Here is a 23,820-nt window from a genome sequence, read left to right as displayed (position 1 = left end):
TCGGATATACCGATACGAAAAGGTGATAAAGTGAGAGATGGTATAAAATTAAAAAAAAGAAAAACCGTTCTATGCAGAACGGTTTTTCACATCGTTTAATTTTAAAAAGTCTATTCGTTACTAATTTTTAATAAATCTCTTAGAAGATTCTCCAATTTGAATCATATAAGCTCCTTTGATAAGGTTGCTTACATTCACAGAGCCCCTTTGAAGTTTTCCTGAGTCAATTAGTTTTCCACCCATATCGAAGATCTTATAATCTTCTGATGCTGTATTGGAAATATATAGTATATCTCTCACAGGGTTTGGATAAAGCTTCACATCCGTGATCAGATCATTTGTATTATGAAGATCTCCTTTTCCTGAAGAAATAATATTAAGGGTGTAATCTTCCACCTGTCCGTAAGTGAATGCTTCACATGAAGATGTAGGAATTGAGCTGTACTTCATCATTACTCTCATTCTAGTAGATCCAACTGTGGCAGTAGCAGGAATTGTAATAGATCCTGTAACAGGGCTGGTTGTAGAACCTGCTTTTGTCCATGCCAGCTCTCCGCTGTCTGTGAAGTCTCCGTCTCCGTTATAATCAATATAAACTGCGTAGGCTTCGCTGTATTTTGTAGAAGTCCACACCGGAGTAATGGAAATTGTATAAGCACTTCCTCTTGTAACATTGGTAGAAACTGAAGTGAAGTTTTCGTATCCTGCAGTTCCTGTAGACGTATTATTGATAGATCCGAATGTCACATTTCCAATTCTCTCATCTGCTGTATTTGAGGCCGAAGAAGAACAATAAGTAACTGTTCCTCCGGAAAGAGTCGTAACACTTACGGTGTTGCTGGAAACAGAAGCATTTCCTGCCGCATCTTTTGCTTTCACAGAGAAAGAATACGTAGTTGCCGGTGTAAGTCCTGTTACAGTATATGTAGTAGAAGCCGTAGAACCAATTAATGAAGCTCCCTGGTATACATCGTATCCGGTAACACCAACATTATCTGTAGCTCCAGACCATGAAAGGTTAGTGGTTGTAGCTGTAGTTCCTGAAGCAGCAAGGGTAGGAGCTGTAGGAGCAACCGTGTCAGGAGTTCCGGAACCTGCATTTACAGAGATGTTAGCATTGTTAACATCAAAGAAAATGTGATTTGATCCTTTTACCATAATTCTTCCTGTCGTTGTATTGGCATTAGGAATGGTCACTGCCTGTGAGCCATCATTCGGAGTTCCTGCCAATAGAGTAGTCCATGTATTTCCACTGTCTGTTGACCAGAGGATATCCACATTAGCAGCATTTACCCCGTTGGCTGTAGTTCCTGCCACATTCCATGTTACTGTCTGAGAACTTCCTCCGGCGTATGTTGTTGCAGAGTTCTGTGAAGTGATATTGAATGGTCCGGCAGTTCCGTTAACAGTGATAACAGCATCATCGGAATTATTTCCTGAGCCTCCTGCTTTGTTATCACGAACAGTAAATCTGAAGTTTAATGTTCTGGCAACTGAAGAAAGAGCCTCAACTGTGATTTCAGAACCTGCGGTAGTGGTGGCACCTGCTAAAACAGAAGCCATTCTTGGGAAATATCTTACCGGTCCAGTAGTAGGAGTCCATGATCTGAAGTTAGGTCCTGAAGCTTTTGTAGCACTTGCAGCGGAACTTGCTCCTGTCTGGGAAGAAGAAGCGTTGTCCATTTGTTCCCAGATATAGGTTAAAGAATCTCCGTCAGCATCTGTTCCTGTACCTGTAAGAACAAACGGAGTTCCTTTTGGAATGGTATAATCTAATCCTGCATTAGCTGTAGGAATTGCATTTCCGGTGTTGGTATTAACAGAGCAGGTTTTAGCTTTAATATTATTGGTGATCTGCTGGATGCTTATTGCATGGAAAAATGCGTCAGAATGCGGTTGAATATCCTGGCTGGTAATTCCTGCATAACCCATGATTGTTGATCCTGATCCTGGCTCCATATTGGCACCTGTTCCTTCATTATTCATAGAGAAGGTGTGGTTTCCACCGAACTGGTGTCCCATTTCATGAGCTACGTAGTCAATATCAAAATTGTCTCCTGAAGGAATAGCATCTGCCGGAGAAGTATATCCGCTTCCTTTTGATCCGTTTGTACAGATACAGCCGATACAGCCTGCATTTCCTCCACCTCCGGAAGCTCCGAACAAGTGTCCGATATCATAATTGGCTTCACCAATTACAGAAGTCAGTGTACTTTGTAGCTGGGAATTCCAGTTGCTCATTCCTGAAGCTGCGGAATAAGGGTCTGTAGATGCATTGGTGTAGATGACAGCGTCATTGTTGGCGATAAGAACCATTCTCGCTGCGAAATCTTTTTCAAATACACCGTTTACACGGGTCATTGTAGTATTCATCGCTGCTAAAGCCTGAGCTTTTGTTCCTCCGAAATAAGTGGTGTATTCACCTGTGCAGGACAGTGCCAGTCTGAATGTTCTCAGTTTGGCATCATCAGCATTAGGTCTTGCAGCAAGAGAAGAATTGGAAACTCCTTTCTGTGCGGCATCTACCACTGTACATTCAAACTTGTTGAGATCATCTTTTTTGTCAGATTTTCTGTATACTACATACGAAGAAAGATCTTTGGTGTAAGGCTCGATGAAAACGGCCGATTTATCACCATAAATTTCCATGGAGGACAGTCCTAGCGGAGAAACACTGAAATAGACTGTGGAATTAGGATCATCCAGACCTTGTCCCACATAGGATTTGATGTCCGGATATTTGGCTGCCAGCTCAGGGGCAAAATTGGAATTCTCCCTCACTTTAAAATTTTCCATTCTGCCTTCAGAATTTGGAAAAGAAATAATGATTTCAGATTTTTCGCCTGCAGCCAGCCTTTTGGGAGCTTTTGCCAGAATGTTTTTCAATCCGTTGATATCCAGGCTGTAAACCTTTGGATTGCTGATACTGGTTTTGTTTTCAAAGATCTCTGATGAAGTTCTTTTTGAACCTTCAGACCAAAGACGGTCAGTCTGTGCGAAAGAAATACCCGAAATAAGGAGCATTCCAATCAGCGTTAATTGTTTTTTCATATTAAATATTAAATTTGATTGTGGAATGTCAAATCTAATAAAAAATATATTACGAAAAACAAAATTTTTTAAGGAATATTTAGACTTTGTATATAATATATTATGTAATACATTGTATATAATGGAAAATGCTCATTAATAAAAGAAAAATAAAAGTCGTAAAATGAATTTTAATTTTAAAAAAATAATATATCGGCTTTCTGTTTGTTAATTTATTAAAATGAGACAATATATTTTATTAATAATTCAATTATTAGCAAATAAATATTGATAAATCATATTTAGTGAATATTGCCGTACCGCTCTGTATTCTTCCTACAAAAAAAGCTGTTTCAAAATGAAACAGCTTCTATTATATTGATGCAATGTTTAACTACATTTTATCATCAGCAGTAGGTCCGTAAAGTCCAGGGACTTTGTTCCCGGTTGCTCTTAAATAAACAACCAACTCACCTCTGTGATGGTACAAATGATTATAAAGAAAAGCTCTTATCACCTGAACCTTTGGCATAGGAGGGAAAAGTACATTTCCGTCCATTTCCATTTTCCACTCGTTGAAATAGGTATTTTCATCAGAGTTTTCAAGAGCTTTCTGTGCGTTGGCAACATTTTCCTCAAATTTTGCAAGGATATTTTCTGCTTTAGAAATGTCTCCTTTGTCATACCTGTACGTTCCCATATCAAAAACGTCCTGATTGAAAGTAGATTCATACCAGTTGTATACTTCAGCAATGTGAGACGCAAGCTGTCCGGTTGTCCAGTTTTTTTCGGACGGTTTCCAATCCAGTGCGCTGTCGGGGATTGCCTGTAAAATTTTTCTGGTGTTTTCTGCTTCATGCAGAAATTCACCTAAAAGTGCCTGTTTAATCATTTGTATCGGTGTTATTTTTAAAATTATTTTGTAATATCTCTTCCAATGACAAGTCTCTGGATTTCAGAAGTTCCTTCTCCAATAGTACAAAGTTTGGAATCTCTATAAAACTTTTCAGCAGGGAAATCTTTCGTATAACCATATCCTCCGAAGATCTGAACTGCATTGTTTGAGATTCTTACACAAGCTTCAGAAGCATATAGTTTAGCCATAGCTCCTTCTTTTGTCATTTTTTGTTTTGCATTCTTAAGAGTAGATGCTCTCTGGATAAGAAGTTCAGCAGCATCAATTTCTGTTGCCATATCTGCCAGCATAAAGTTGATTGCCTGGAAATCTGCAATAGGTTTTCCGAATTGATGTCTTTCTTTTGCATATTTCAAAGCTGCTTTATAAGCTCCTCTTGCAGTCCCTAAGCTTAATGCAGCAATAGAAATTCTACCGCCATCCAACACTTTCATAGCCTGCTTGAAACCTTCTCCAACTTCACCTAAACGGTGAGAATCCGGTACGCGTACATTATCAAAAATTAATTCTGCTGTTTCAGAAGCACGCATCCCTAATTTATTTTCTTTTTTTCCGGAAGTAAAACCAGGCATTCCTTTTTCCAAAACAAAGGCTGTAGAATTATTTTTAGCTCCTTTTTCACCTGTTCTCGTCATTACTACGGCAATATCACCTGAAATAGCGTGGGTGATAAAGTTTTTAGCTCCGTTGATGATCCACTCATCACCATCTTTTACAGCAGTTGTAGACATACCTCCTGAATCAGAACCTGTGTTGTGCTCTGTAAGTCCCCAAGCTCCGATTACTTTTCCGGAAGCCAGCTGAGGAAGCCATTTGTGTCTTTGTTCTTCATTTCCAAATTCATAAATATGGTTGGTGCAAAGTGAGTTGTGTGCTGCTACAGAAAGACCAATAGATGGGTCAACCTGAGAAATTTCGTCCAGAATAGTAACATACTCATGATAGCCTAAGCCGGAACCTCCATATTGTTCAGGAACTACAATTCCCATAAAACCCATCTCACCCAACTGGTGGAATAAGTCTTTTGGAAATGTTTGGCTTTCATCCCATTCCATAATATTCGGTCTGATGTTCTTTTCTGCAAATTCTCTAGCCGTCTCCGCTATCATTTTGATGTTGTCAATAGTCTCAGTATTCATATAATAATAGTTAGTTCCCAAAGATAACCAAATTGATGGAATGCTAAAGAAAAATTATTTTCCCAGCATTATTAACGACCAATACATCTAATTTTCAATTTTTTATATTTTGAGAATTAATACTTTCTTAATAAAATATTCTGGCATATTCGTTTTTTATTTCACTATTTTTAGTTTCCCAATTTTTAAGGCATGAAAAAAATTCTACTTCCAATCCTTTTGATTTCTTCTTATAGTGCTGCGCAGGCACCTGCGGGGTATTATGATGGAACAGCCGGACTGACGGGATATGCCCTGAAATCAAAGATCCACGATATTATTTCAGAAAAAATGATCAACTGGCATTATGACGATCTTAAAGTGTTATATGCCCAGACTGATCTGGATAAATATTATGATCATGATGCTTCCAATACTCAGTATCTGCTGGATATCTATTCTGAAATTCCGTCTGGGCCGGATTCTTATGAATATACTACAGATCAGTTGGTAGCAGGTGTTGGTGCGGAAGGTTTGGGGTACAACCGGGAACATATGATGCCGCAGAGTACATTCAGTACAAGCTCATCTATCAGTGATTATCCTATGTATTCGGATCTGAATTTTATAATTCCTGTTGATGGATGGATCAACCAGCGAAGAAGCAATTATCCATATGGAACAGGAAATAATACCAATCATTATATTTTTTCCAACACTTCGAGAATATCCAATGCAGCGATTCCCAATTACCCTTATACTGGAAGAGTGTATGAACCTATTAATGAATTCAAAGGTGATATTGCAAGGTCATTGTTATACTTTGCAGTACGCTATGAAGGAAAGTTAGGTTCATTCAATACCGCTTATACCACATCTGCCAATCTTACTCCTGCTACAGACCAATGTCCGTTGGACGGAACGGAAGAAAGAGCAGTTGATCTTGCCTATATTGCCATGCTGAAACAGTGGAATACGGCAGATCCGGTTTCGCAAAGAGAAATTGACCGGAACAATGCTGTTTATACTATACAAAAAAACAGAAACCCATTTATTGATCATCCTGAGTGGATTGATATGATCTGGTCCGAAACACCTGATACTATTGCTCCTGCGGCTCCCGGATCACTGGTTTCAACCCAGCAGAATGCTTATTTTGTGAATCTGAGCTGGACGGCTTCTCCTGATGCGGATATTTTAGGATACAGGATTTATATGAATGGATCTGTAACGCCTGTTGCCACTACAAAAGGGACTTCCATCAGCATCGATCACCTGAGCCCGTCAACCACCTATACTTTTACGGTGAAAGCCTTTGATAAAGCATACCTGGAATCTCCATTCAGTAATATGGTAACAGCCTCAACAATTGCTTCGGATTCCTATGCCCCGGATCTTATCATTACCAAATATATATCCGGAACAAATACGGAATCTGTGAAAAATAATGCGCTGGAAATTGTCAATAAAACAGGACATGAGGTTAATTTAAATAATTACAGAATTAATATTCAGTTTAAAAATAATATATCAGGAGATTTCTATAATGGCGACACATACGAATTGGAAGGCAAGGTAGGAAACAACGAAACTTTTGTTATCCTGAATCCGAAAGGCACTTTATCATGCTATACTCTTGGCGAGGCAAGATTTGTAACTGCTTCTGATCCTATGATGTTTGCGGGAGGAAATTATGTGGAACTTGCGTATAATAAAACGGTTACAGTGGATGCTATCGGGGTAAAATACACGACCAATAATAACGGGAACGTATCTTTATACAGAAAAAACACCATCAATCAACCCAATAATACTTTTACTAGCAGTGAATGGGATTCTTATCCGTCCAATTACTGTCAGAATCTGGGAGGCACATTGTCTACAGCGGAATTGATGACTGTTAATAATGAGTTTACAATATATCCGAATCCTGTTTATGATTATCTGTATGTGAACGGAGAAGTTACCCATATAAAGACAGCCCAAATCATAGATCTTTCGGGAAAAGTGATTTATACTGAAAAAGATCCTTTCAGGTATAAAAAAGATATTTCTGTACAAGGGATTCCAACGGGAACTTATTTCCTGAAGCTTGATGAAAAGGTACATCAGTTTATTAAAAGGTAAATAAAATCAAATTTGAATACTATAATTTTTGTGACAAGCCAAACCTAACAGGTTTCTAAAACCTGTTAGGTTTATTTTTAAATAATACGCAAAGGGAATTGATGAGATTGCTTCGCTTTACCCGCAATGACTGTCCTAGCCCTGATAGCAGCGGTTACCCCGCAGTAGAAGTGGGAGAGTTGTAGGGTTAAGGAGTTGGAATAGATAGGCGCGAGGAGTATGAGCGGATAGCAGGAACAGCTTCTTACTATAAAAAAAGTATAAAAAAGTAGAGTTAAAGTCGACACCATAATAAAAGATTGAACATTTTTTTGCTGTTTTGCTATTCAGTAGTTTTATATAAAGCCTTAAAAACCTTATGTTTACTATATCATTGATATAAGCTGATTCACTAATAATCAATATCTATAAGTGTTTCTGCTTATATTTTTTATATATAAGTAATTATGCTTATATTTGCAGTATGATAGCGGTCATTACCGGTGATATTATAAATTCACAGCATGCGGACACTGAAGTTTGGATTACCAGGCTTAAACATCTTCTCGAAAAATGGGGAAGCGCTCCTCACACATGGGAAATCTACAGAGGAGATGAGTTCCAGTTCAAATGCAGAATTGATGACGTTTTCTGGCGTTTTCTAGCCATAAAATCTCTTATTAAAAGTGTTGAAAATTTAGATGTAAGGATGGCCATAGGTATTGGTGAGGAAAGTTTTTCTTCTGAGAAAATCACTGAATCCAATGGTACAGCCTATGTCAATTCCGGGAGACTGCTTAATGACCTTAAAAGTGACGGGCATACTGTTGCCATCAAAACATCAAGTGATCCGGTGGACAGAGATCTTAATATCCTGTTGAAATGGTCGTCCAAGGATTTTGATAACTGGACAATGGCTACGGCAGAGATCATTCATGAGATGATTATGAATCAGGATATCACTCAGGAAGATCTTGCTAAGAGATTTGCTATTTCACAGTCTTCGGTAAGCCAGAGACTGAAACGAGCCAACTATGAGCTCATCGTGGAAACCAATCAGTATTTCAGAAAGAAAATCTCAGAATTATAGGCATGATCTTCATCAAACTCATATTGGCACATTTACTCGGAGATTTTATACTTCAGCCAAATTCATGGGTTGCAGATAAGGAGAACCATAAACTGAAAAGTAAGTTTTTATACCTTCATATTCTGATTCACACTATTTTAAGCCTTGTTTTCCTTTGGGATCTTCAGCTTTGGTGGGTCGCTGTATTGGTGGGAATTACTCACTTTATGATTGATGCTTCCAAACTTATATTTCAAAATGTAAAGACTAAGAAAAGATGGTTTTTCATTGATCAGCTGCTGCATGTTTCAGTGATTGCCGGAGTTTCTTTTTATTTCGGGGAATTCAGTTTTGGCTTCGTACAAAATCAGGAATTTTTGAAGGTAATTATGGCGGCGCTGTTTCTGACAACACCTGCTTCTATTTTTATCAAAACCTTATTGTCATCCTGGACACCTGCTCCGGATGGCCCCAACACTATTCAAACCGAATCTTTATCAAGTGCCGGAAAATATATCGGAATTTTAGAACGTCTGCTGGTTTTCACTTTTATTATGGTGAATCATTGGGAAGGCGTAGGTTTCATGGTAGCTGCCAAATCTGTTTTCAGGTTCAGCGACCTTGCACAGGCAAAACAGAGAAAACTTACGGAGTATGTATTAATTGGTACACTGCTGAGTTTTGGACTGGCTGTCTTAACAGGAATAATAATAAAATAAATCAATAAATCTAACTACAATTTAGAAAGTAAAATTATGAGTCAAAAGAAAGAAATGTTGTACGAGGGGAAAGCAAAACAAGTATTTGCAACCGATAATCCTGATGAAGTAGTAGTACGTTTCAAAGACGATGCTACAGCATTTAACGCTCAAAAAAGAGGTCAGGTAGACCTTAAAGGGGAAATGAACAACGCAATCACAACCCTTATTTTTGAATACTTAAATGAGAAAGGGATTAAAACTCATTTCATCAAAAAATTAGACGAAAGAGAGCAGCTGGTAAGAAAGGTTTCTATCATTCCTTTGGAAATGGTGGTAAGAAACTACTCTGCAGGAAGCATGGCGCAAAGATTAGGAGTGGAAGAAGGAATTAAATCTCCTGTAACGATCTTCGATATCTGTTATAAAAAAGATGAATTGGGAGATCCGCTTATCAATGATCACCATGCCGTTTTCTTAGGAGCAGCTACTTACGAAGAACTTGACGAAATGTATGAGTTATCTTCAGATATCAATGATATCCTTATCGACCTGTTTGACAAAATCAATATCATCCTGGTAGATTTCAAAATCGAATTAGGTAAAACTTCAGACGGTGAAATCATCTTAGCAGACGAAATCTCTCCTGATACTTGCAGACTTTGGGATAAAGATACCATGAAGAAATTAGACAAAGACAGATTCAGAAGAGACTTAGGAGAAGTTACTGAGGCTTATGTTGAAATCTACAACCGTCTTAAAAATCTTTTACAGAAATAAGATTTAATTTATTTAAAGATTAAACCATTTAAAAATTAAACAGGCTGTAATCTTTTTAATCATTAAATTTTTTAATCTTTTAATTTAGAAAAAATAGAAATGAAAAGTTTAGACATTCATAAAAGTGAATATTTAAAACAGTTTAAAACCCAGACCTACGGAAGAAATCTTTTCAGAACTCAGGAAGAGGAAAGACTGGATGCTCCTAATGAAGAATGTGGGATCTTCGGAATGTATTCGGATAATGATCTGGATACTTTCTCTCTTTCACAGTTTGGCCTTTTTGCATTACAGCACAGAGGTCAGGAGGCTTGTGGTATTTCCGTTTTAAAGGATGGAAGAATCACAAACATGAAAGACGAAGGACTGGTTTTAGATGTTTATAAAGACATTCAGGAACCTGAAACTTTTATGGGAAATTCTGCAATTGGGCATACCCGTTATACCACTGCAGGAGATAAGAAGAAATATAATTTTCAGCCATTTTTCGCGAAAAACGAATATGACCAGATTATACTTTCTATAGCACACAATGGTAATCTTACCAATGCCAAAGAATTAAAAGCAGAATTAGAAGCTGAAGGCGTAGTTTTCAGAGCGACTTCCGATTCTGAAGTTATCCTGAGACTGATTCAGAAAAACCTTGATTTAGGTCTTCGTGGAGCGATTAAAGCAACCATGGAAAAGATTGAAGGAGCTTATTCTGTAGTAGGGATGACCAGAAACAAATTCTTTGCATTCAGAGACTTCAACGGTATCCGTCCGTTAGTATTGGGGGCTATTGATGAAAAATCTTATGTAGTAGCTTCAGAATCTGTAGCATTGGATGCTGTGGGTGCTCAGTATGTACGTGATATCCTTCCTGGTGAGATCATTTATACCAACGAAAACGAACCTGGAAAACTTCATTCTTATATGATGGATGAAGCGAAAGGTAAGCAGAGAATCTGTTCTTTCGAATATATTTATTTCGCAAGACCTGACTCTACCTTAGAAAATATCAATGTTTACGAGATCAGAGAAAAATCCGGAGAGAAAATCTGGGAACAGGCTCCTGTAGAAGCTGATCTGGTAATTGGAGTTCCGGATTCCGGAGTTCCGGCTGCTATTGGTTTCTCTAAAGCTTCAGGAATACCTTTTCGTCCGGTTTTGATCAAAAACAGATATATCGGAAGAAGTTTCATCGTTCCTACACAGGAAATGAGAGAAAGGGTAGTGAATCTTAAGCTGAACCCGATCATTTCTGAAATGAAAGACAAGAGAGTAGTCATTATTGACGATTCTATTGTTCGTGGAACAACATCTAAAAGACTGGTTAAAATTTTAAAAGATGCAGGAGTAAAGGAAATTCACTTCAGAAGTGTTTCCCCTCCAATTATCGCTCCTTGCTACCTTGGAATTGATACTCCGTCCAAAGATGATCTGATTTCTGCCAATATGACTACGGAAGAACTTAAAAATTACCTGGGAGTAGACTCCTTAGAGTTTTTAAGTATCGATAACCTGAAAGATATTTTAGGATCAGCCAACCACTGCTTCGGATGCTTTACAGAAGAATATCCTGTAGGAAAAGGAGAAGAAGTAGATTTATTCAATTAGTCTCTTTATTGAAATATAAAAAGGACCGGGTGTACAACCTGGTTCTTTTGTTTTAGAAATGTAGCAAAAGCTTAATATTCCTTTATTATACAATATACAGTGGAGTTTTAATTTTGTAAGATTAAAACTTCAGGATATGAAAAATGCACTATTCACGGGTATTTTTATTGTATTTACCCAATTTTATGCTTCACAATCTTTTGACAGGCAGGCACACCGCGGAGGAAAATCCCTTTACCCGGAAAATACAATACCGGCTATGAAAAACGGATTAAAAATGAATGTTTCCACATTGGAAATGGATCTGGCCATAACAAAAGATAAAAAAGTAATTCTTTCCCATGATGCTTTTCTTTCACCTGAATTGGTAACAAAACCAAATGGAACCTATATTCCCAAGGATTCGGGGTTTTATTATAAAATTTATGAAATGTCTTATGCAAAGATCAAAACCTTTGATGTAGGAATGAAAAAACTGGAAAACTATCCTGATCAAAAGAAAATGAAGGTTCAGAAACCTCTCTTTTCAGACGTCATTGATGCATCTGAAGCTTATGCCCGTGAATTGAAAAGGCCGTTACCTTATTATAATATAGAAACCAAAACACGTCCTTTCTCAGACAATATATTCCATCCCGAACCCAAAGAGTTTGTGGATCTGATGATGAAGATCATTATTGAAAAAAAGATCCAGGATAGGGTGATCATTCAGTCTTTTGATCCAAGAACACTGGAAATTCTTCATAAAGAATATCCTGGAATAATGACTGCTTTACTCGTAGAAAAGGTTGATGATAAAAAGCTGGCCCAGCAGCAGGCTTATTTTAAAAATATTCCGGTAGAAAAGTTCAGAATGTATCCTGATCATATGAATGGAGTAGCCGGAGATATGAAGTTCCTGAGTTTTACTCCTACAATTTACAGCCCGGAACATAATCTTGTAACGCCCCAATTAGTAAAGGAATGCCACTCATTAGGCATGAAAGTAATCCCATGGACTGTGAATACCAGAGAAAGATTAAAGGAATTAAAAGAAATGGGAATAGATGGGGTGATCAGTGATGATCCGAGAATATTTGAATAAAACTTTTGATATAAATAGCCGGAAGAAAATCTTCCGGCTATTTTATGCGTGCAAGGTTAATGCACTTCGGTTAAAAAATTGGTTTCTAATTAGAATTTGTAGTTAAGACCTAACTGAAATACTCTGTTGTTGTTTTCAGCAGCAGGTCTGCTTTTATCAATTTTTGTCAAGCTATTTACATATCTTGCGCTGATACCGATGTTAGATGTGATATCATATCCTAAACCAAGACCCAATCCGAAATTGAATTTATTGATCTGATCTTTGTCGATATCTTCAGTATTAGAACTTGTAGTGGTTGTAGTAACACCTCCTGTAGTACTTGCTACACTTCTTTCTCCTTTAGTCTTTCCGTTGATGAAATAACTGAATTCAGGTCCGGCTTCAACGTAAAATTTCTCTGTAGGTCTCATCTGAAGCATCAATGGAACTGAAATATAGTTCATCTTTACTCTACCTTCTTCTTTAGTTTTTACATTCGTAATTCCATTATCAGTTTCTGTAGATGAAATTACATCTTTTGCTCCCATTTGGTTGTATAATACCTCTGGCTGTAAGCTGAAATGTTTTGAAAGTGGAATATTAACGAATGCACCTGCGTGGAAACCTAGTTGTTGTGTGTTAATTCCAAACTTTTGCTCACTGAAATAAGCTGAGTTTCCTCCGGCCTTGATTCCGAATCTAATGGGTTGTACATCTTTTTTTAGTGGTGATGCATTGACTGTTTTAGTTTCCGTCTTTGTTTCTGTCTCCTGAGCGAAAGCTAGTGTACCAGCAGTTAATGCTAATCCTAAAAATAACTTCTTCATAATTTTATTTTTTAATTTTACTATTTGTGTGTCGGATATCTCTCAATCAGACTCCAAGTATTTTGCAAATTGCTTGCCAAAGTCGAAAAATGCCTGTTTAAAGGGCTTTTGAGATGATTTTTGAAAAGTTTATTTTAAACCATTTATCCCTTTTTGATGAATAAATATTTTATATAATGAATGTTTTGTGAAAATAGTTGAAGGCTCATTACACTTTATTATTGATAATTGAAATAATAAAAAAAATTGAACTGGAATTGGCTTTTCCATGAATTAAAAGGACTTCCGGGTACTTTTTAAGAATAAAAATAAAAATACCGGACTTTTTAAAGCCCGGCACCAGTTTTGAAAATAATAAATATCTCTATTTAAATCGGTATACTACTCCTACCTGAAGTGCATTATTTCTTACTTTATCACCGTCGTTGTATTTGTAAACTTCGGTAAGCCCAGCCGTAAATCTTGCGGTTACGCCAAAGTTTTCAGTGAAATAATATCCGGCACCAATACCTAATCCTACATTGAAACGATTAAAAAGGCTTTTTGAAATGCTCTGTGAAATATATTCCGTACGCTGTACTGTAACTGAATTTCCGGTAGTCTCGATAGTGGTTAAATCTCCTTTTGTCTTTCCTCCCAGCAGATATCCGAATTCAGGACCTGCTTCTACATAAAGCTGCGGAAGAATATTGTATTGAACCATTACAGGAAGAGAAAGGTAATTTAATGTTGTCCTATAATCATAGTGTTGTGTCTTTCTGTAGTTTCCCGAGCTGGTTCTGTAGTTATAGTCTGATTTTGATCCCAGCTGACTGAAAAGAAGCTCTGGCTGGATGCTGAATTTCTTAGAAACAGGAATATTCGCAAACACTCCTGCATGAAAACCTGCTTTGATTTTCTCATTGTTATCATATTCATAGCCATCTCCTCTGGTAAGTGTAGAACCGTTAAAACCTGCTTTAACACCAAAAGTGACAGGAGAAGATTTTGACTGATGTTTTTCCTGCGCATTCGCGAAAAGGCAACCTGCAATTACAATTACTGCAAAGAGTTTTTTCATGATTTAAAGTTTAATTTTCTTTTTTGGATCAAAATATCTGCCACAAAAGGATAAAGTGATAAAAGTCATAATAAGCGAAAAAGTCAGGCGTAAACTAATAAACCTGACTTTTTCTATTGAAATCAAAATGTATCTTATTGAACAGACAAAATATTTTCCATATTCTGTTGTGTACTCATATTGCCAGCTTGGCTGACACAGTTCCGTTAAAGTTTAATGGTAATAGTTAGATTGTAATTCTGATATTCAATTGAATATCAAATGAATCAAAGCATACTCATTGTGAAACATGAACCGTAAGTTGGAAAAATTCCGGATAGAGTACAATCAATTATTCTACAGGCAAATTTCTTGCCAAAATATCGGGACAAATAAAAAAACCGGATTATATTAAATCCGGCTCTGTATTGATGAGAAGTCTGCTTTAAAAAGCTAAACTGATTTCTTAAAATTTATATGCTAAACCTACCTGGAATACTCCGTTTTTAGCTTTGTCTTCAGATAGATCCGGTCTGTCTTTGGCAACATCCGTTAAACCAGCCACATATCTTGCGGTAATTCCGATATTGTCTGTGAAATAATATCCTGCTCCCAGACCGATTCCGAAGTCAAAACCTTTGAACAGATCTTTAGCATCTGCAGAATTGGAATCAGCTTTCAGTTTTGAGTTAATCAAAAAGCTGAATTGAGGTCCTGCTTCCACGTATAGGTTAGGAAGGGCATTATATTGAAGCATTAACGGTACAGAAATATAATCCAGGTTTACTTTTATATCATTAGTCCCTTTAATTTTTGCACCCATTCCGTTGTATAACACTTCTGGTTGGAAAGAGAAGTCCTGAGCTACAGGAATATTGGCAAATAATCCTCCGTAGAATCCCGCTTTTGAATTGAAATCATTCTCGGTAAGAGTTGAAATATTAAGACCCGCTTTCACACCAAATCTAACTGGAGAAGAAGAAGCAGTAGAAGTTGAAGTCTTCTGAGAGAAAGCAAAAGTACCTGCTACAAGCGCAAGGCCTAAAAAAATCTTTTTCATAAGTTTATTTTTAATAGTTATTAAGTTTTATTTAACATTTCTTTAAGAAACAAACTACGTGCCAAAATCAATTTATGTTCTTAATTTTCTACTTAGTATACATTTTTTAAGAATATTTTTTTATCTGCGGTAAAAAAGCCGGATTAAAATTAATCCGGCCTCCTTGTCATTAAAAAACTTAGTAAACTTTAGAATTTGTAGTTTAATCCTATCTGGAATACGCCATTTTTTACAGATCCCTCTCTGTCATATCCGTACTGATATTTTGTTTTTACAATATCAGATAAGCCTGCGGTATATCTCACATTCACCCCAATATTTTTGGTAAAAAAATAACCCGCTCCCAATCCGATCCCAAAATCGAAAGATTGAGTTCCATTTTTAAGAAGGCTCGTAGAAGCAGTTTTCTTTAATCTGGCATCAATCAAAAAGTTAAATTGCGGGCCTGCCTCTACATACAGATTAGGAAGTGCCTTATATTGGAACATGACAGGAACAGAAAGATATTCTAAATTAAGCTGGGTATTATTATCTCCTTTTCCTTTTGCCCCCGTAGCGCTATATAAAACTTCCGGCTGCACTGAAAAATCCTTAGCTACAGGAATATTGGCAAATACACCACCATAGAATCCTGCTTTTGACTTCATATCCATATTGGAAAGGGTAGAAATGTTCAGACCTGCTTTCAAACCGAATTTGATTTTAGAAGATGTGGATGGAGTAGTAGCTTCAGTAGATGCAGAAGTGCTCTGAGCAAAGTGAAGTACCTGCGATAATGGCCAGGCCTAGAAAAATCTTTTTCATAGATTAGTTTAATTTTATGTTGTTTAACGTTCGCGAAGCAACAAACAATATGCTGTCAAACCCCATGAATATAGACTTTATATGTTTTTAACGAATGAAAAATCAACTATATGGGAGGTATTGATGGTGAATTATTAACTCCATATTATTTTAACATAAAAAAAGACCAGATTAAAAAATTAATCTGATCTTTTATATTGAATATAAAATTTGTTAGTGAATGTAAGCTTATTTGAATCTATAAGCTAAACCTACCTGGAATACATTGTTTTTTACAGCATCACCAGAATTATTCTTGTAAATGTCAGTAAGACCTGCAGTATATCTTGCTGTAATTCCTAAATTAGGAATGAAGTAGTATCCTGCACCAATACCTATACCAAAGTTAAAAGTCTGGAAATCATCTTTGTCAAGAGTGGCAACTTGTGTATTGTTACTGTTGTTTGTTGAACTTTTTAACTTATCTTTAGCGCTTACAAGAAATCCAAATTCAGGACCTGCTTCAAGGAAGAACTCAGGTGTTGCATTATACTGGAACATTACCGGTACAGCAACGTATCCTAAATTTCTTGAATATTCGCTCTTATAATTATTACCAAGTACTGAATATTCTCTTGTTACTTTTGAACCTAAGTCATTATAAAGAACTTCCGGCTGCACACTAAAAGAACTTGCTAATGGGATGTTGGCGAAAACTCCTGCATTAAAACCAATTTTTGATTTAGAATCACTTAAATCTGCACCGTTAGAAAGTGAAGAAACGTTCATTCCTCCTTTTACCCCAAATGTTACCGGATTAGAAGATGTGTTTCCTGTCTGTTGAGCGAATGCGAATGTTCCTGCAGTTAACGCTAATCCTAAAATTAACTTTTTCATAACTTTAATTTTTTAATTTTACTCTTTCTTAATTTTAAATTTTACTACTGTTCAGCATTTTCAGTTGAACGCTGAGTATCTTTCAAATTGCTTGCCAAAAATATTTTTTATGATTAAAATCAATAAAAAAACCACTTAGCGTTTAAGTGGTTTTAATTTTATGCATTTGATTATTAATGACTTAAATCTTTAAATAAACATTTGTTTAGATGTTGTCTAAATTGACATTTTTGTCAAAAGTGGTATTCTAAAATGAAATTATTTTATGAAAATTACTAGGCATCATTCAGTTTTCTATAAAAAGATAAAGCTTCAATGATATTTTTCTGGCTGCACTGATGATCATAGTTGCAGAAACCTATCCCTGTAAGCAGAGAAAAGTTGATTTTACTGTCTGTATTCTTTTTATCATTCAGTAATAATGCGGTAATATCTTCATCTTTAAAATCGCTGATGTCGAGGTATGGATAGTATCTCTGGATGTTTTCAATGATAATTTTTGAATCTTCTTCAGAGATAAGATTTTCAAGATATGCCAGATGAGCTTCGGCAATCATTCCCATCGCAACTGCTTCCCCGTGAAGAATAGGATTTTCCTGCTGTAAACATAAACTTTCCACAGCATGTCCGATGGTGTGCCCGAAATTAAGCGTTTTTCTGATATTCTGTTCGTGGAAATCTTGATCTACTACATTCTGTTTAATATTCATAGAAGCCTGGATATGAGGAACAACGGTTTCCACTTCCAGTTTACGGATCTGAATCAGCTGGTCCCAATGATTTTTATCAGCAATTAGTCCATGTTTCAGCATTTCTGCAAATCCGCTTCTTAATTCTTTAAAAGGCAGTGTCTCTAAGAATTTTGGATAAATAAAGATTTGTTCAGGAAAAGCAAAAGTTCCCACCATATTTTTATAGTGCATCAGATCAATCCCTGTTTTTCCTCCTATGGAAGCATCACACATCGATAAAAGGGTAGTAGGGATATTAATGAATTGGATTCCTCTTTTATAAGTAGAGGCAACAAATCCTCCCATATCGGTAATTACACCACCACCAAGGTTGATAACCAGTGCTTTTCTGTCTGCCTGCATTTCCGTAAGAATTTCCCACAGCTGATTGGCTGTCTGGATATTTTTCATTTCTTCTCCGGCTTCGATCTCTAAAATTTCAAAGCCAAGATCAGTTTCCATATTGCCCAGAAGAACCGGAAGACAGTATTCATGAGTATTTTCATCTACAAGAATAAAAATTTTACTGAAAGATTTCTGGTGAAGAAACTCGTTGAGCTGTGAAAAATTATCGTTTAATATTGTTATCATCTTTGATTGTATGTAAAGTTAAAAATGTAAACTATAGTGCAAAGTTATGATTCTTAATTTTTAACTCGTAACTAAATTACTATCTTTGCATAAATTTTTAGAATGAGCAGAGATAATAATAATTCAGATAGACCAAAGAGACCAAGAATTTCAACCAAGAAAAGTTCTGATGATTCTCGTGCTTCCAGATCTGGAAATTCTTCAGGATCAAAACCTTTTAAAAAGCCTTTCTCTAAAGACGGAGGAAAAAAAGGGCCGGAACATAAAGGATCCAACTCAAGATTTGAAAAGAAACCTTTTAAAAGAAATACGGACAGTTTCGAAAATTCCAATGACGATTTTGGTTCAAAATCTGAAAGAAAACCTTATATCACGAATAAAAGTGAGAGCTATGAGAAGAAATCTTTTGGAAAGCCTAAGAGAGGAGGAAAAAATTTCGATACAAGAGATAAGTATGAAAGAGGCAGTCTGAAATACGGAAGAAGACCTTCCAGCGGTGATGACAGGAATGATGACAAAACGAGATCTTTTGTTCAGAAAAGGAGATTGAATAAAATTGAAAAAGACGTTAACAAAGACAGCATCCGTCTTAATAAGTATATTGCTAATTCCGGAATCTGCAGCAGAAGAGAAGCTGATGAGCTGATTACTCAGGGATTGGTAGAAGTCAACGGAAAGGTGGTAACTGAAATGGGATACCAGGTACAGAAAACAGACAGAGTGGTTTTTGACGGACAAAGCATTACTCCTGAAAAGCCTGTATATGTCCTGTTGAATAAGCCGAAAGGGTATATTTCTACTACCAAAGATGATAAAGCCAGAAAAACTGTAATGGATCTTGTTGCGAATGCTTCTCCATACAGACTTTTCCCGGTGGGAAGACTGGATCGTTCCACAACAGGAGTTATCTTACTGACCAATGACGGTCACATGACTAAAAAACTTACGCATCCGTCTTTTGATGCCAAAAAGATTTATCATGTAACATTGGATAAAAAACTTACCGGTGAAGATTTACGTCTTATTGCAGAAGGTATCCGTCTTGATGAAGGATTAGCTGTTGTTGATCAGATTTCATATATTGAGGGAAAACCTAAAAACGAAGTCGGAATTGAGATCCACATCGGATGGAACCGTGTTATCAGAAGAATTTTCCAAAGATTAGGATACGAAGTGGAAGCTTTAGACAGAGTAATGTTTGCCGGATTAACGAAGAAGAATATCAAAAGAGGACACTGGAGAATCCTTACAGAACTAGAAGTAAACAACCTTAAAATGCTTTAAACAGTACTTTTGAGAGTAAAGAATAAAAAAGCGCAGAAAATAATTCTGCGCTTTTTGTTTTTATATCGTTGTACGTCTTATTTATTATCCCAGAACAGTTACTCCTTTCTCAATCATTTCATAGATGGCATCTCTGGCATTGTCTGGTTTTACATTTACTGCACGTGTTCCATTGAAATGAAGACAGGTTATATATCCATTAGCTACTGCATCCTGTGCAGTGAACTTAACACAATAATCTAATGCCAGTCCTACGATTTCTACCAATTGAATGTCGTGATATTTTAAGAAATCATCCAAACCGGTTTTCATAAAGTGATTGTTATCCTGAAAACCGCTGTAGCTGTCAATTTCAATATTTTTACCTTTTTGTATAATATGGGTTACTTTATCTCTGTTCAGATCTTTATGGAATTCTGCTCCGAAAGTCCCCTGAATGCAATGATCCGGCCACATAAATTGCGGAACTCCATTGAGAATAATGCTTTCCCCCACCTTTCTTCCATTGCTGCTTGCAAAACTTTTATGACCTGCAGGATGCCAGTCTTGTGTAAGAACCACCTGATCATATTCATTTTCCTCCATCAAGAGATTGATGTATGGAATAATTTCGCTGGCTCCAGGGACAGCAAGTGCTCCGCCTTCACAAAAGTCATTCTGTACATCGACTATTATTAACGCTTTTTTCATATATTGATTTCTCGAATTTTTGATAAATTTACAAAACTAATCTTCAAAAATTTGTCCAAACCCTAATTATCGGACAAATCGGCAACATAAATTTTTCAATGCTTATCAACGAAGAACTTAACACTTAAAATAATTGAATTTTGTCTGCAACGTATGCTGTTTTGAGGCATGAACCAAATATCAATAGCGTATCTTTGCGGGAAATAAGTATTTTATGTCATTTGAATCGTTAGGATTATCACACAATATTATTCGTTCTGTCAAAAAGTTAGGGTATTTAAAACCGTTTCCAATCCAGGAGCAGGCTGTTCCTGTCATTTTGCAGGGAAAAGATCTGATGGGAATTGCGCAGACAGGTTCCGGGAAAACGGCGTGTTTTGTGATGCCGATTTTAGAAAAATTACAGAATGCAGAAGTAAAAAAAGATCGTAATGTTCAGGTTCTGATATTGGTTCCTACCCGTGAACTGGCTATTCAGATCGATGAAGTTTTCAGGGCATTCACTGATAACCTAAAGAGAGAAGTCCGTACAATGGCAGTGTACGGAGGTGTTTCTATCAATCCACAGATGAAAGGAATGTTTGGTGTGGAAGTTTTGATTGCCACACCGGGACGTCTGTTAGACCTAATTGATCATAATGCATTGAGTATTTCAGGAATTAAGCATTTGGTGATTGACGAAGCTGATAAAATGTTTCAGCTCGGCTTTGGCGAAGAAATGAATAAACTTTTTGCCATGATGCCTGTGGCGAAACAGACTACTTTATTTTCAGCAACCCTGAATGATAAAGTTTCAGAAATGAAAGAACGTCTTTCCATCAATCCTGCGATTATAGAAATTAAAAAAGAAGAGGTTGAAATTGATAATATCGAACAGCTGGCATACCATGTTGCTCCCGAAAATAAAGGACCTTTTTTACGATATTTAATTAAAGAAAAGAAAGTTGAAAAAGCACTTGTTTTCGTCTCATCTACAAGGTCTGCGGATAATCTGGTAGAGAAACTTAAAAAGAATAAAATAAAAGCTGTGGCCATTCATAGCCAGAAGTCACAGGGAGCGAGAAGAAACAACCTGGAAGAATTTAAAGTAAACGGAGCCCAGATTTTGGTGGCTACAGACTTAATTGGACGAGGAATCCATATTGAATCTCTGCCATGTGTTATCAATTATGAATTGCCGCGTTCACCTCTGGATTATATTCACCGTATTGGAAGAACAGGACGCGCTAACGAAAAGGGAATCGCAATCAGTATTCTGACGGATGATGAATTACAGCATTTCCGGGTGATTCAAAAGAAAATGGGTAGAAAAGTAACCCTGCAAAGAACAGAAGGTATTGATTTACATGGATATTAATCATTTATAATAAATAAAAAGGGTTTCAGTGTATACAATTGAAACCTTTTTTAATAAAAAAATCGGTACCACAAAAATTATTATCGGTACAATTAATGCTTTATTCACTTTAAATTCTTGAATTTTTGATAAATTCGCACAAGCTGAAATTCGTATATTATTCTAATAAATAATAATACAGATCGGCAATCATTAAAAAATTAAAACCTGAGCAATGAGTGATTTAGAGAAAAAAAAGTTCCCGATAGGACCGTTTGAAGTGCCAGAAAACATCTGTGATATCACATTGGATACTTATATCAAAGTCATTAAAGACTTTCCCGGCCGGCTAAAGAATCTCATTGAACACTTTACAGACGACCAACTGGATACACCTTACAGAGAAGGAGGCTGGACGGTAAGACAGCTGATAAATCACCTTTCAGACAGTCATATGAACAGTTTTATCCGCTTTAAACTGGCTCTCACAGAAGATAACCCTACCATAAAACTGTATAACGAGGCAAAATGGGCAGAGCTTCAGGACAGCTTTCATATGCCTGTAAAACCTGCTATGAGAATGTTAAAAGGAACCCACCAGAGATGGGTAGTGCTTCTTAAAAGCCTTACCAATAAACAGTTTGAAAGGACTTTCCATCATCCCGAGCATCAGAAAAATTATAATTTAAGAGAAAGTCTTGCATTGTATGTGTGGCACTGTGATCATCATTTTGCTCATATTGAAAACCTGAAGATTGAGAAAGGTTGGTAAGGAAGAGTCTCAATAATCCAATATACTATCAGGAAATTATAGATAGAATTTCTTTGTTATCTGAAAACTCCACCGGAAGATGGGGAAAAATGAACGTGTGCCAAATGCTAAAACATTGTGATCTGGTTCTTCAGGTAGCTTTGAAAAATCTGGAACTTCCCCGTATCAATCTCTTGTTTGGAACAATAGGGGTTTTTACTAAAATAGAAATGTATGTTTTCAATAATGGAATTCCGAGAAACATGCCTACTTTTCAAAAACTAATCGTTAATTTTGAATGTGATTTTGATGAATCAAAAACCAATCTGCTGAAAACGCTGGAAGAATTCCGGGAAGCCTGTGAAAATGGCAATTTGCCGGATCACCACAGACTATTCGGAAACATGACTGAAAAAGACTGGACATTTTTAGAATACAAGCATCTTGATCATCATCTAAAACAATTTAATGTATGAGTTTTTTTGATAAAATATTCGGTGGGAAAAGTGAAAACCCTGAGCAAAAAACATTCTGGAAAAAGATAGAATCTGAAGAGGATCTTACCAAAGCTATAGAAGATTCTTTTCAAAATAAGATCGCCATATTCAAGCATTCTACAAGCTGTTTTATCAGCAGAACTGTTCTGAAAAATTTTGAAAAAGAAGTAGAGAATTCAGAGCAGCCGGTACATGTATACTATCTGGATTTATTGGCTCACCGACCTGTTTCCAACAAAATAGCCGCAGATTTTGAGATCAGACACGAAAGTCCGCAGCTGATTGTCATAGAGAACGGAAAACCTGTTAACAGTGCTTCACACCAGGATATTTCTTTAAGCCAGATTGTATCATGAAGAATATAAATAATTATTTAGCCAAAGTTTTAAATGTTCCACTTCAGAATGTGAACACCTGCAGCCTGCACTATGAGGTAAAGAAAATTCCAAAAAATCAGTTTCTTCTTCAGTATGGTGAAATTTGCCGTCATATATTCTTCGTAGAAAAAGGGCTTTTAAAAATGTATTCCATTGATAAAAACGGAAAAGAACATATTATACAGTTTGCTCCGGAAAGCTGGCTGATTTCTGACCGAAGCAGTCTTTATTTCAATGAAAAGTCTATTTATTATATAGAAGCCGTGGAGGATTCTGAGGTTTTGTTTCTCCATCCTGACTTCTTCAACAAACTGGTAGAACAATTTCCGAACAGTATTGAAAGAAGTGATTTTCTCCTTCAGAAACACATCAGAAGCCTTCAGAACAGGATCAACTCTTTGCTGGGAGAGACTGCAGAAGAAAGATATATGAAATTCATCAAAATGTATCCGGATTTACTGCTGAGAGTTCCGCAATGGATGATTGCATCTTATCTGGGAATTACTCCTGAGAGTCTGAGCCGAGTAAGAAAAGAACTGGCAAGGAAAAATTTCATCCCGGATAATAAATAAAAA

Annotated in this window: 21 protein-coding genes and 1 pseudogene; 12 read left to right on the top strand and 10 right to left on the bottom strand. The window is 36.5% G+C overall.

Annotated features, from left to right (window positions below; all coding sequences use genetic code 11):
- Positions 1-120 precede the first annotated feature (120 nt).
- The 3 genes from AB1278_RS12630 to AB1278_RS12620 form a co-directional block, all read right to left on the bottom strand.
- Positions 121-3,051 carry a reprolysin-like metallopeptidase gene (locus AB1278_RS12630; protein WP_429814726.1) on the bottom strand — a complete coding sequence of 977 codons (2,931 nt, stop codon included), beginning with the start codon at positions 3,049-3,051 and terminating at the stop codon, positions 121-123.
- Between the two features lie 373 nt (positions 3,052-3,424).
- Entirely contained in the window at positions 3,425-3,922 is a 498-nt protein-coding gene (locus AB1278_RS12625) for a DinB family protein (RefSeq protein WP_429814723.1), read from the bottom strand.
- Positions 3,923-3,945: 23 nt separating this feature from the next.
- Positions 3,946-5,085 (bottom strand): acyl-CoA dehydrogenase family protein, encoded by a 1,140-nt coding sequence (locus AB1278_RS12620; RefSeq protein WP_110008837.1) that lies wholly within the window; start codon positions 5,083-5,085, stop codon positions 3,946-3,948.
- Between the two features lie 192 nt (positions 5,086-5,277).
- Between AB1278_RS12620 and AB1278_RS12615 the strand changes: the two genes are divergently transcribed.
- The 6 genes from AB1278_RS12615 to AB1278_RS12590 all read left to right on the top strand — a co-directional run bounded on the left by AB1278_RS12615 (position 5,278) and on the right by AB1278_RS12590 (position 12,400).
- Positions 5,278-7,191 (top strand): endonuclease, encoded by a 1,914-nt coding sequence (locus AB1278_RS12615; RefSeq protein ID WP_202840184.1) that lies wholly within the window; start codon positions 5,278-5,280, stop codon positions 7,189-7,191.
- A 463-nt stretch (positions 7,192-7,654) separates the two neighbouring features.
- Complete coding sequence (locus tag AB1278_RS12610) at positions 7,655-8,260, top strand: SatD family protein (protein WP_110008839.1); 606 nt, start codon at positions 7,655-7,657, stop codon at positions 8,258-8,260.
- A gap of 2 nt (positions 8,261-8,262) precedes the next feature.
- A complete protein-coding gene (locus tag AB1278_RS12605) occupies positions 8,263-8,958 on the top strand; it encodes a DUF3307 domain-containing protein (protein ID WP_429814719.1) in 696 nt (231 codons plus the stop codon).
- Positions 8,959-8,994: 36 nt separating this feature from the next.
- Positions 8,995-9,717 carry a phosphoribosylaminoimidazolesuccinocarboxamide synthase gene (purC, locus tag AB1278_RS12600; protein WP_110008841.1) on the top strand — a complete coding sequence of 241 codons (723 nt, stop codon included), beginning with the start codon at positions 8,995-8,997 and terminating at the stop codon, positions 9,715-9,717.
- A gap of 99 nt (positions 9,718-9,816) precedes the next feature.
- Positions 9,817-11,316, top strand: coding sequence for an amidophosphoribosyltransferase (gene purF / locus AB1278_RS12595; protein ID WP_411413207.1), 1,500 nt, complete (start codon positions 9,817-9,819; stop codon positions 11,314-11,316).
- Positions 11,317-11,452: 136 nt separating this feature from the next.
- Positions 11,453-12,400 (top strand): glycerophosphodiester phosphodiesterase family protein, encoded by a 948-nt coding sequence (locus AB1278_RS12590; protein ID WP_343638556.1) that lies wholly within the window; start codon positions 11,453-11,455, stop codon positions 12,398-12,400.
- 89 nt (positions 12,401-12,489) lie between these two features.
- Here the strand turns inward: AB1278_RS12590 and AB1278_RS12585 are convergent, their stop codons facing one another.
- The 6 genes and pseudogenes from AB1278_RS12585 to aroB form a co-directional block, all read right to left on the bottom strand.
- Positions 12,490-13,209: a porin family protein gene (locus AB1278_RS12585; RefSeq protein WP_137904080.1), complete on the bottom strand. Its 720-nt coding sequence runs from the start codon at positions 13,207-13,209 to the stop codon at positions 12,490-12,492.
- 364 nt (positions 13,210-13,573) lie between these two features.
- Complete coding sequence (locus tag AB1278_RS12580; RefSeq protein WP_429814714.1) at positions 13,574-14,269, bottom strand: porin family protein; 696 nt, start codon at positions 14,267-14,269, stop codon at positions 13,574-13,576.
- Positions 14,270-14,714: 445 nt separating this feature from the next.
- Positions 14,715-15,308 carry a porin family protein gene (locus AB1278_RS12575; protein WP_227942044.1) on the bottom strand — a complete coding sequence of 198 codons (594 nt, stop codon included), beginning with the start codon at positions 15,306-15,308 and terminating at the stop codon, positions 14,715-14,717.
- 188 nt (positions 15,309-15,496) lie between these two features.
- Positions 15,497-16,112, bottom strand: a pseudogene (locus AB1278_RS12570) (porin family protein).
- A 228-nt stretch (positions 16,113-16,340) separates the two neighbouring features.
- On the bottom strand, positions 16,341-16,988 hold the full coding sequence (locus AB1278_RS12565) for a porin family protein (protein ID WP_202840194.1): 648 nt from the start codon (positions 16,986-16,988) through the stop codon (positions 16,341-16,343).
- A 275-nt stretch (positions 16,989-17,263) separates the two neighbouring features.
- Entirely contained in the window at positions 17,264-18,310 is a 1,047-nt protein-coding gene (gene aroB / locus AB1278_RS12560) for a 3-dehydroquinate synthase (protein ID WP_343638548.1), read from the bottom strand.
- A gap of 102 nt (positions 18,311-18,412) precedes the next feature.
- Here aroB and AB1278_RS12555 point away from each other — a divergent pair, with 102 nt between their 5' ends.
- Complete coding sequence (locus AB1278_RS12555) at positions 18,413-19,594, top strand: pseudouridine synthase (RefSeq protein ID WP_429814710.1); 1,182 nt, start codon at positions 18,413-18,415, stop codon at positions 19,592-19,594.
- An 84-nt stretch (positions 19,595-19,678) separates the two neighbouring features.
- Here the strand turns inward: AB1278_RS12555 and pncA are convergent, their stop codons facing one another.
- Positions 19,679-20,284 (bottom strand): bifunctional nicotinamidase/pyrazinamidase, encoded by a 606-nt coding sequence (pncA, locus tag AB1278_RS12550; protein ID WP_202840198.1) that lies wholly within the window; start codon positions 20,282-20,284, stop codon positions 19,679-19,681.
- A gap of 214 nt (positions 20,285-20,498) precedes the next feature.
- Here pncA and AB1278_RS12545 point away from each other — a divergent pair, with 214 nt between their 5' ends.
- The 5 genes from AB1278_RS12545 to AB1278_RS12525 all read left to right on the top strand — a co-directional run bounded on the left by AB1278_RS12545 (position 20,499) and on the right by AB1278_RS12525 (position 23,817).
- A complete protein-coding gene (locus AB1278_RS12545) occupies positions 20,499-21,641 on the top strand; it encodes a DEAD/DEAH box helicase (RefSeq protein ID WP_343638544.1) in 1,143 nt (380 codons plus the stop codon).
- A gap of 214 nt (positions 21,642-21,855) precedes the next feature.
- Positions 21,856-22,392, top strand: coding sequence for a YfiT family bacillithiol transferase (locus AB1278_RS12540; RefSeq protein WP_429814707.1), 537 nt, complete (start codon positions 21,856-21,858; stop codon positions 22,390-22,392).
- Positions 22,386-22,847, top strand: a complete 462-nt coding sequence (locus tag AB1278_RS12535; protein ID WP_262896820.1) for a DUF1569 domain-containing protein — start codon at positions 22,386-22,388, stop codon at positions 22,845-22,847. Before AB1278_RS12540 ends, AB1278_RS12535 begins: the two co-directional genes overlap by 7 nt.
- The gene (gene ytxJ / locus AB1278_RS12530) at positions 22,844-23,224 is read left to right on the top strand and encodes a bacillithiol system redox-active protein YtxJ (RefSeq protein WP_110008852.1); all 381 of its coding nucleotides are present in this window, start codon (positions 22,844-22,846) and stop codon (positions 23,222-23,224) included. Before AB1278_RS12535 ends, ytxJ begins: the two co-directional genes overlap by 4 nt.
- Positions 23,221-23,817: a Crp/Fnr family transcriptional regulator gene (locus AB1278_RS12525; protein WP_110008853.1), complete on the top strand. Its 597-nt coding sequence runs from the start codon at positions 23,221-23,223 to the stop codon at positions 23,815-23,817. Before ytxJ ends, AB1278_RS12525 begins: the two co-directional genes overlap by 4 nt.
- Positions 23,818-23,820: the final 3 nt, after the last annotated feature.

It is taken from the genome of Chryseobacterium sp. NRRL B-14798 (assembly GCF_050470705.1).
Classification (GTDB): Bacteria; Bacteroidota; Bacteroidia; order Flavobacteriales; family Weeksellaceae; genus Chryseobacterium; species Chryseobacterium cupriresistens.
Note: the sequence above shows the minus strand (reverse complement) of the source record. Positions and strands in the feature narration are given on the sequence as shown.

Excerpts from the sequence above, each read along its gene's own strand:
- AB1278_RS12580 (WP_429814714.1), bottom strand. The coding sequence starts at position 14,269 with ATGAAAAAACTCTTTGCAGTAATTGTAATTGCAGGTTGCCTTTTCGCG.
- AB1278_RS12585 (WP_137904080.1), bottom strand. The coding sequence starts at position 13,209 with ATGAAGAAGTTATTTTTAGGATTAGCATTAACTGCTGGTACACTAGCT.
- AB1278_RS12625 (WP_429814723.1), bottom strand. The coding sequence starts at position 3,922 with ATGATTAAACAGGCACTTTTAGGTGAATTTCTGCATGAAGCAGAAAAC.
- AB1278_RS12615 (WP_202840184.1), top strand. The coding sequence starts at position 5,278 with ATGAAAAAAATTCTACTTCCAATCCTTTTGATTTCTTCTTATAGTGCT.
- AB1278_RS12610 (WP_110008839.1), top strand. The coding sequence starts at position 7,655 with ATGATAGCGGTCATTACCGGTGATATTATAAATTCACAGCATGCGGAC.
- AB1278_RS12555 (WP_429814710.1), top strand. The coding sequence starts at position 18,413 with ATGAGCAGAGATAATAATAATTCAGATAGACCAAAGAGACCAAGAATT.
- AB1278_RS12525 (WP_110008853.1), top strand. The coding sequence starts at position 23,221 with ATGAAGAATATAAATAATTATTTAGCCAAAGTTTTAAATGTTCCACTT.
- AB1278_RS12565 (WP_202840194.1), bottom strand. The coding sequence starts at position 16,988 with ATGAAAAAGTTAATTTTAGGATTAGCGTTAACTGCAGGAACATTCGCA.
- AB1278_RS12630 (WP_429814726.1), bottom strand. The coding sequence starts at position 3,051 with ATGAAAAAACAATTAACGCTGATTGGAATGCTCCTTATTTCGGGTATT.
- AB1278_RS12540 (WP_429814707.1), top strand. The coding sequence starts at position 21,856 with ATGAGTGATTTAGAGAAAAAAAAGTTCCCGATAGGACCGTTTGAAGTG.
- AB1278_RS12590 (WP_343638556.1), top strand. The coding sequence starts at position 11,453 with ATGAAAAATGCACTATTCACGGGTATTTTTATTGTATTTACCCAATTT.
- purC (WP_110008841.1), top strand. The coding sequence starts at position 8,995 with ATGAGTCAAAAGAAAGAAATGTTGTACGAGGGGAAAGCAAAACAAGTA.
- AB1278_RS12620 (WP_110008837.1), bottom strand. The coding sequence starts at position 5,085 with ATGAATACTGAGACTATTGACAACATCAAAATGATAGCGGAGACGGCT.
- ytxJ (WP_110008852.1), top strand. The coding sequence starts at position 22,844 with ATGAGTTTTTTTGATAAAATATTCGGTGGGAAAAGTGAAAACCCTGAG.
- AB1278_RS12545 (WP_343638544.1), top strand. The coding sequence starts at position 20,499 with ATGTCATTTGAATCGTTAGGATTATCACACAATATTATTCGTTCTGTC.
- AB1278_RS12575 (WP_227942044.1), bottom strand. The coding sequence starts at position 15,308 with ATGAAAAAGATTTTTTTAGGCCTTGCGCTTGTAGCAGGTACTTTTGCT.
- pncA (WP_202840198.1), bottom strand. The coding sequence starts at position 20,284 with ATGAAAAAAGCGTTAATAATAGTCGATGTACAGAATGACTTTTGTGAA.
- AB1278_RS12605 (WP_429814719.1), top strand. The coding sequence starts at position 8,263 with ATGATCTTCATCAAACTCATATTGGCACATTTACTCGGAGATTTTATA.
- aroB (WP_343638548.1), bottom strand. The coding sequence starts at position 18,310 with ATGATAACAATATTAAACGATAATTTTTCACAGCTCAACGAGTTTCTT.
- purF (WP_411413207.1), top strand. The coding sequence starts at position 9,817 with ATGAAAAGTTTAGACATTCATAAAAGTGAATATTTAAAACAGTTTAAA.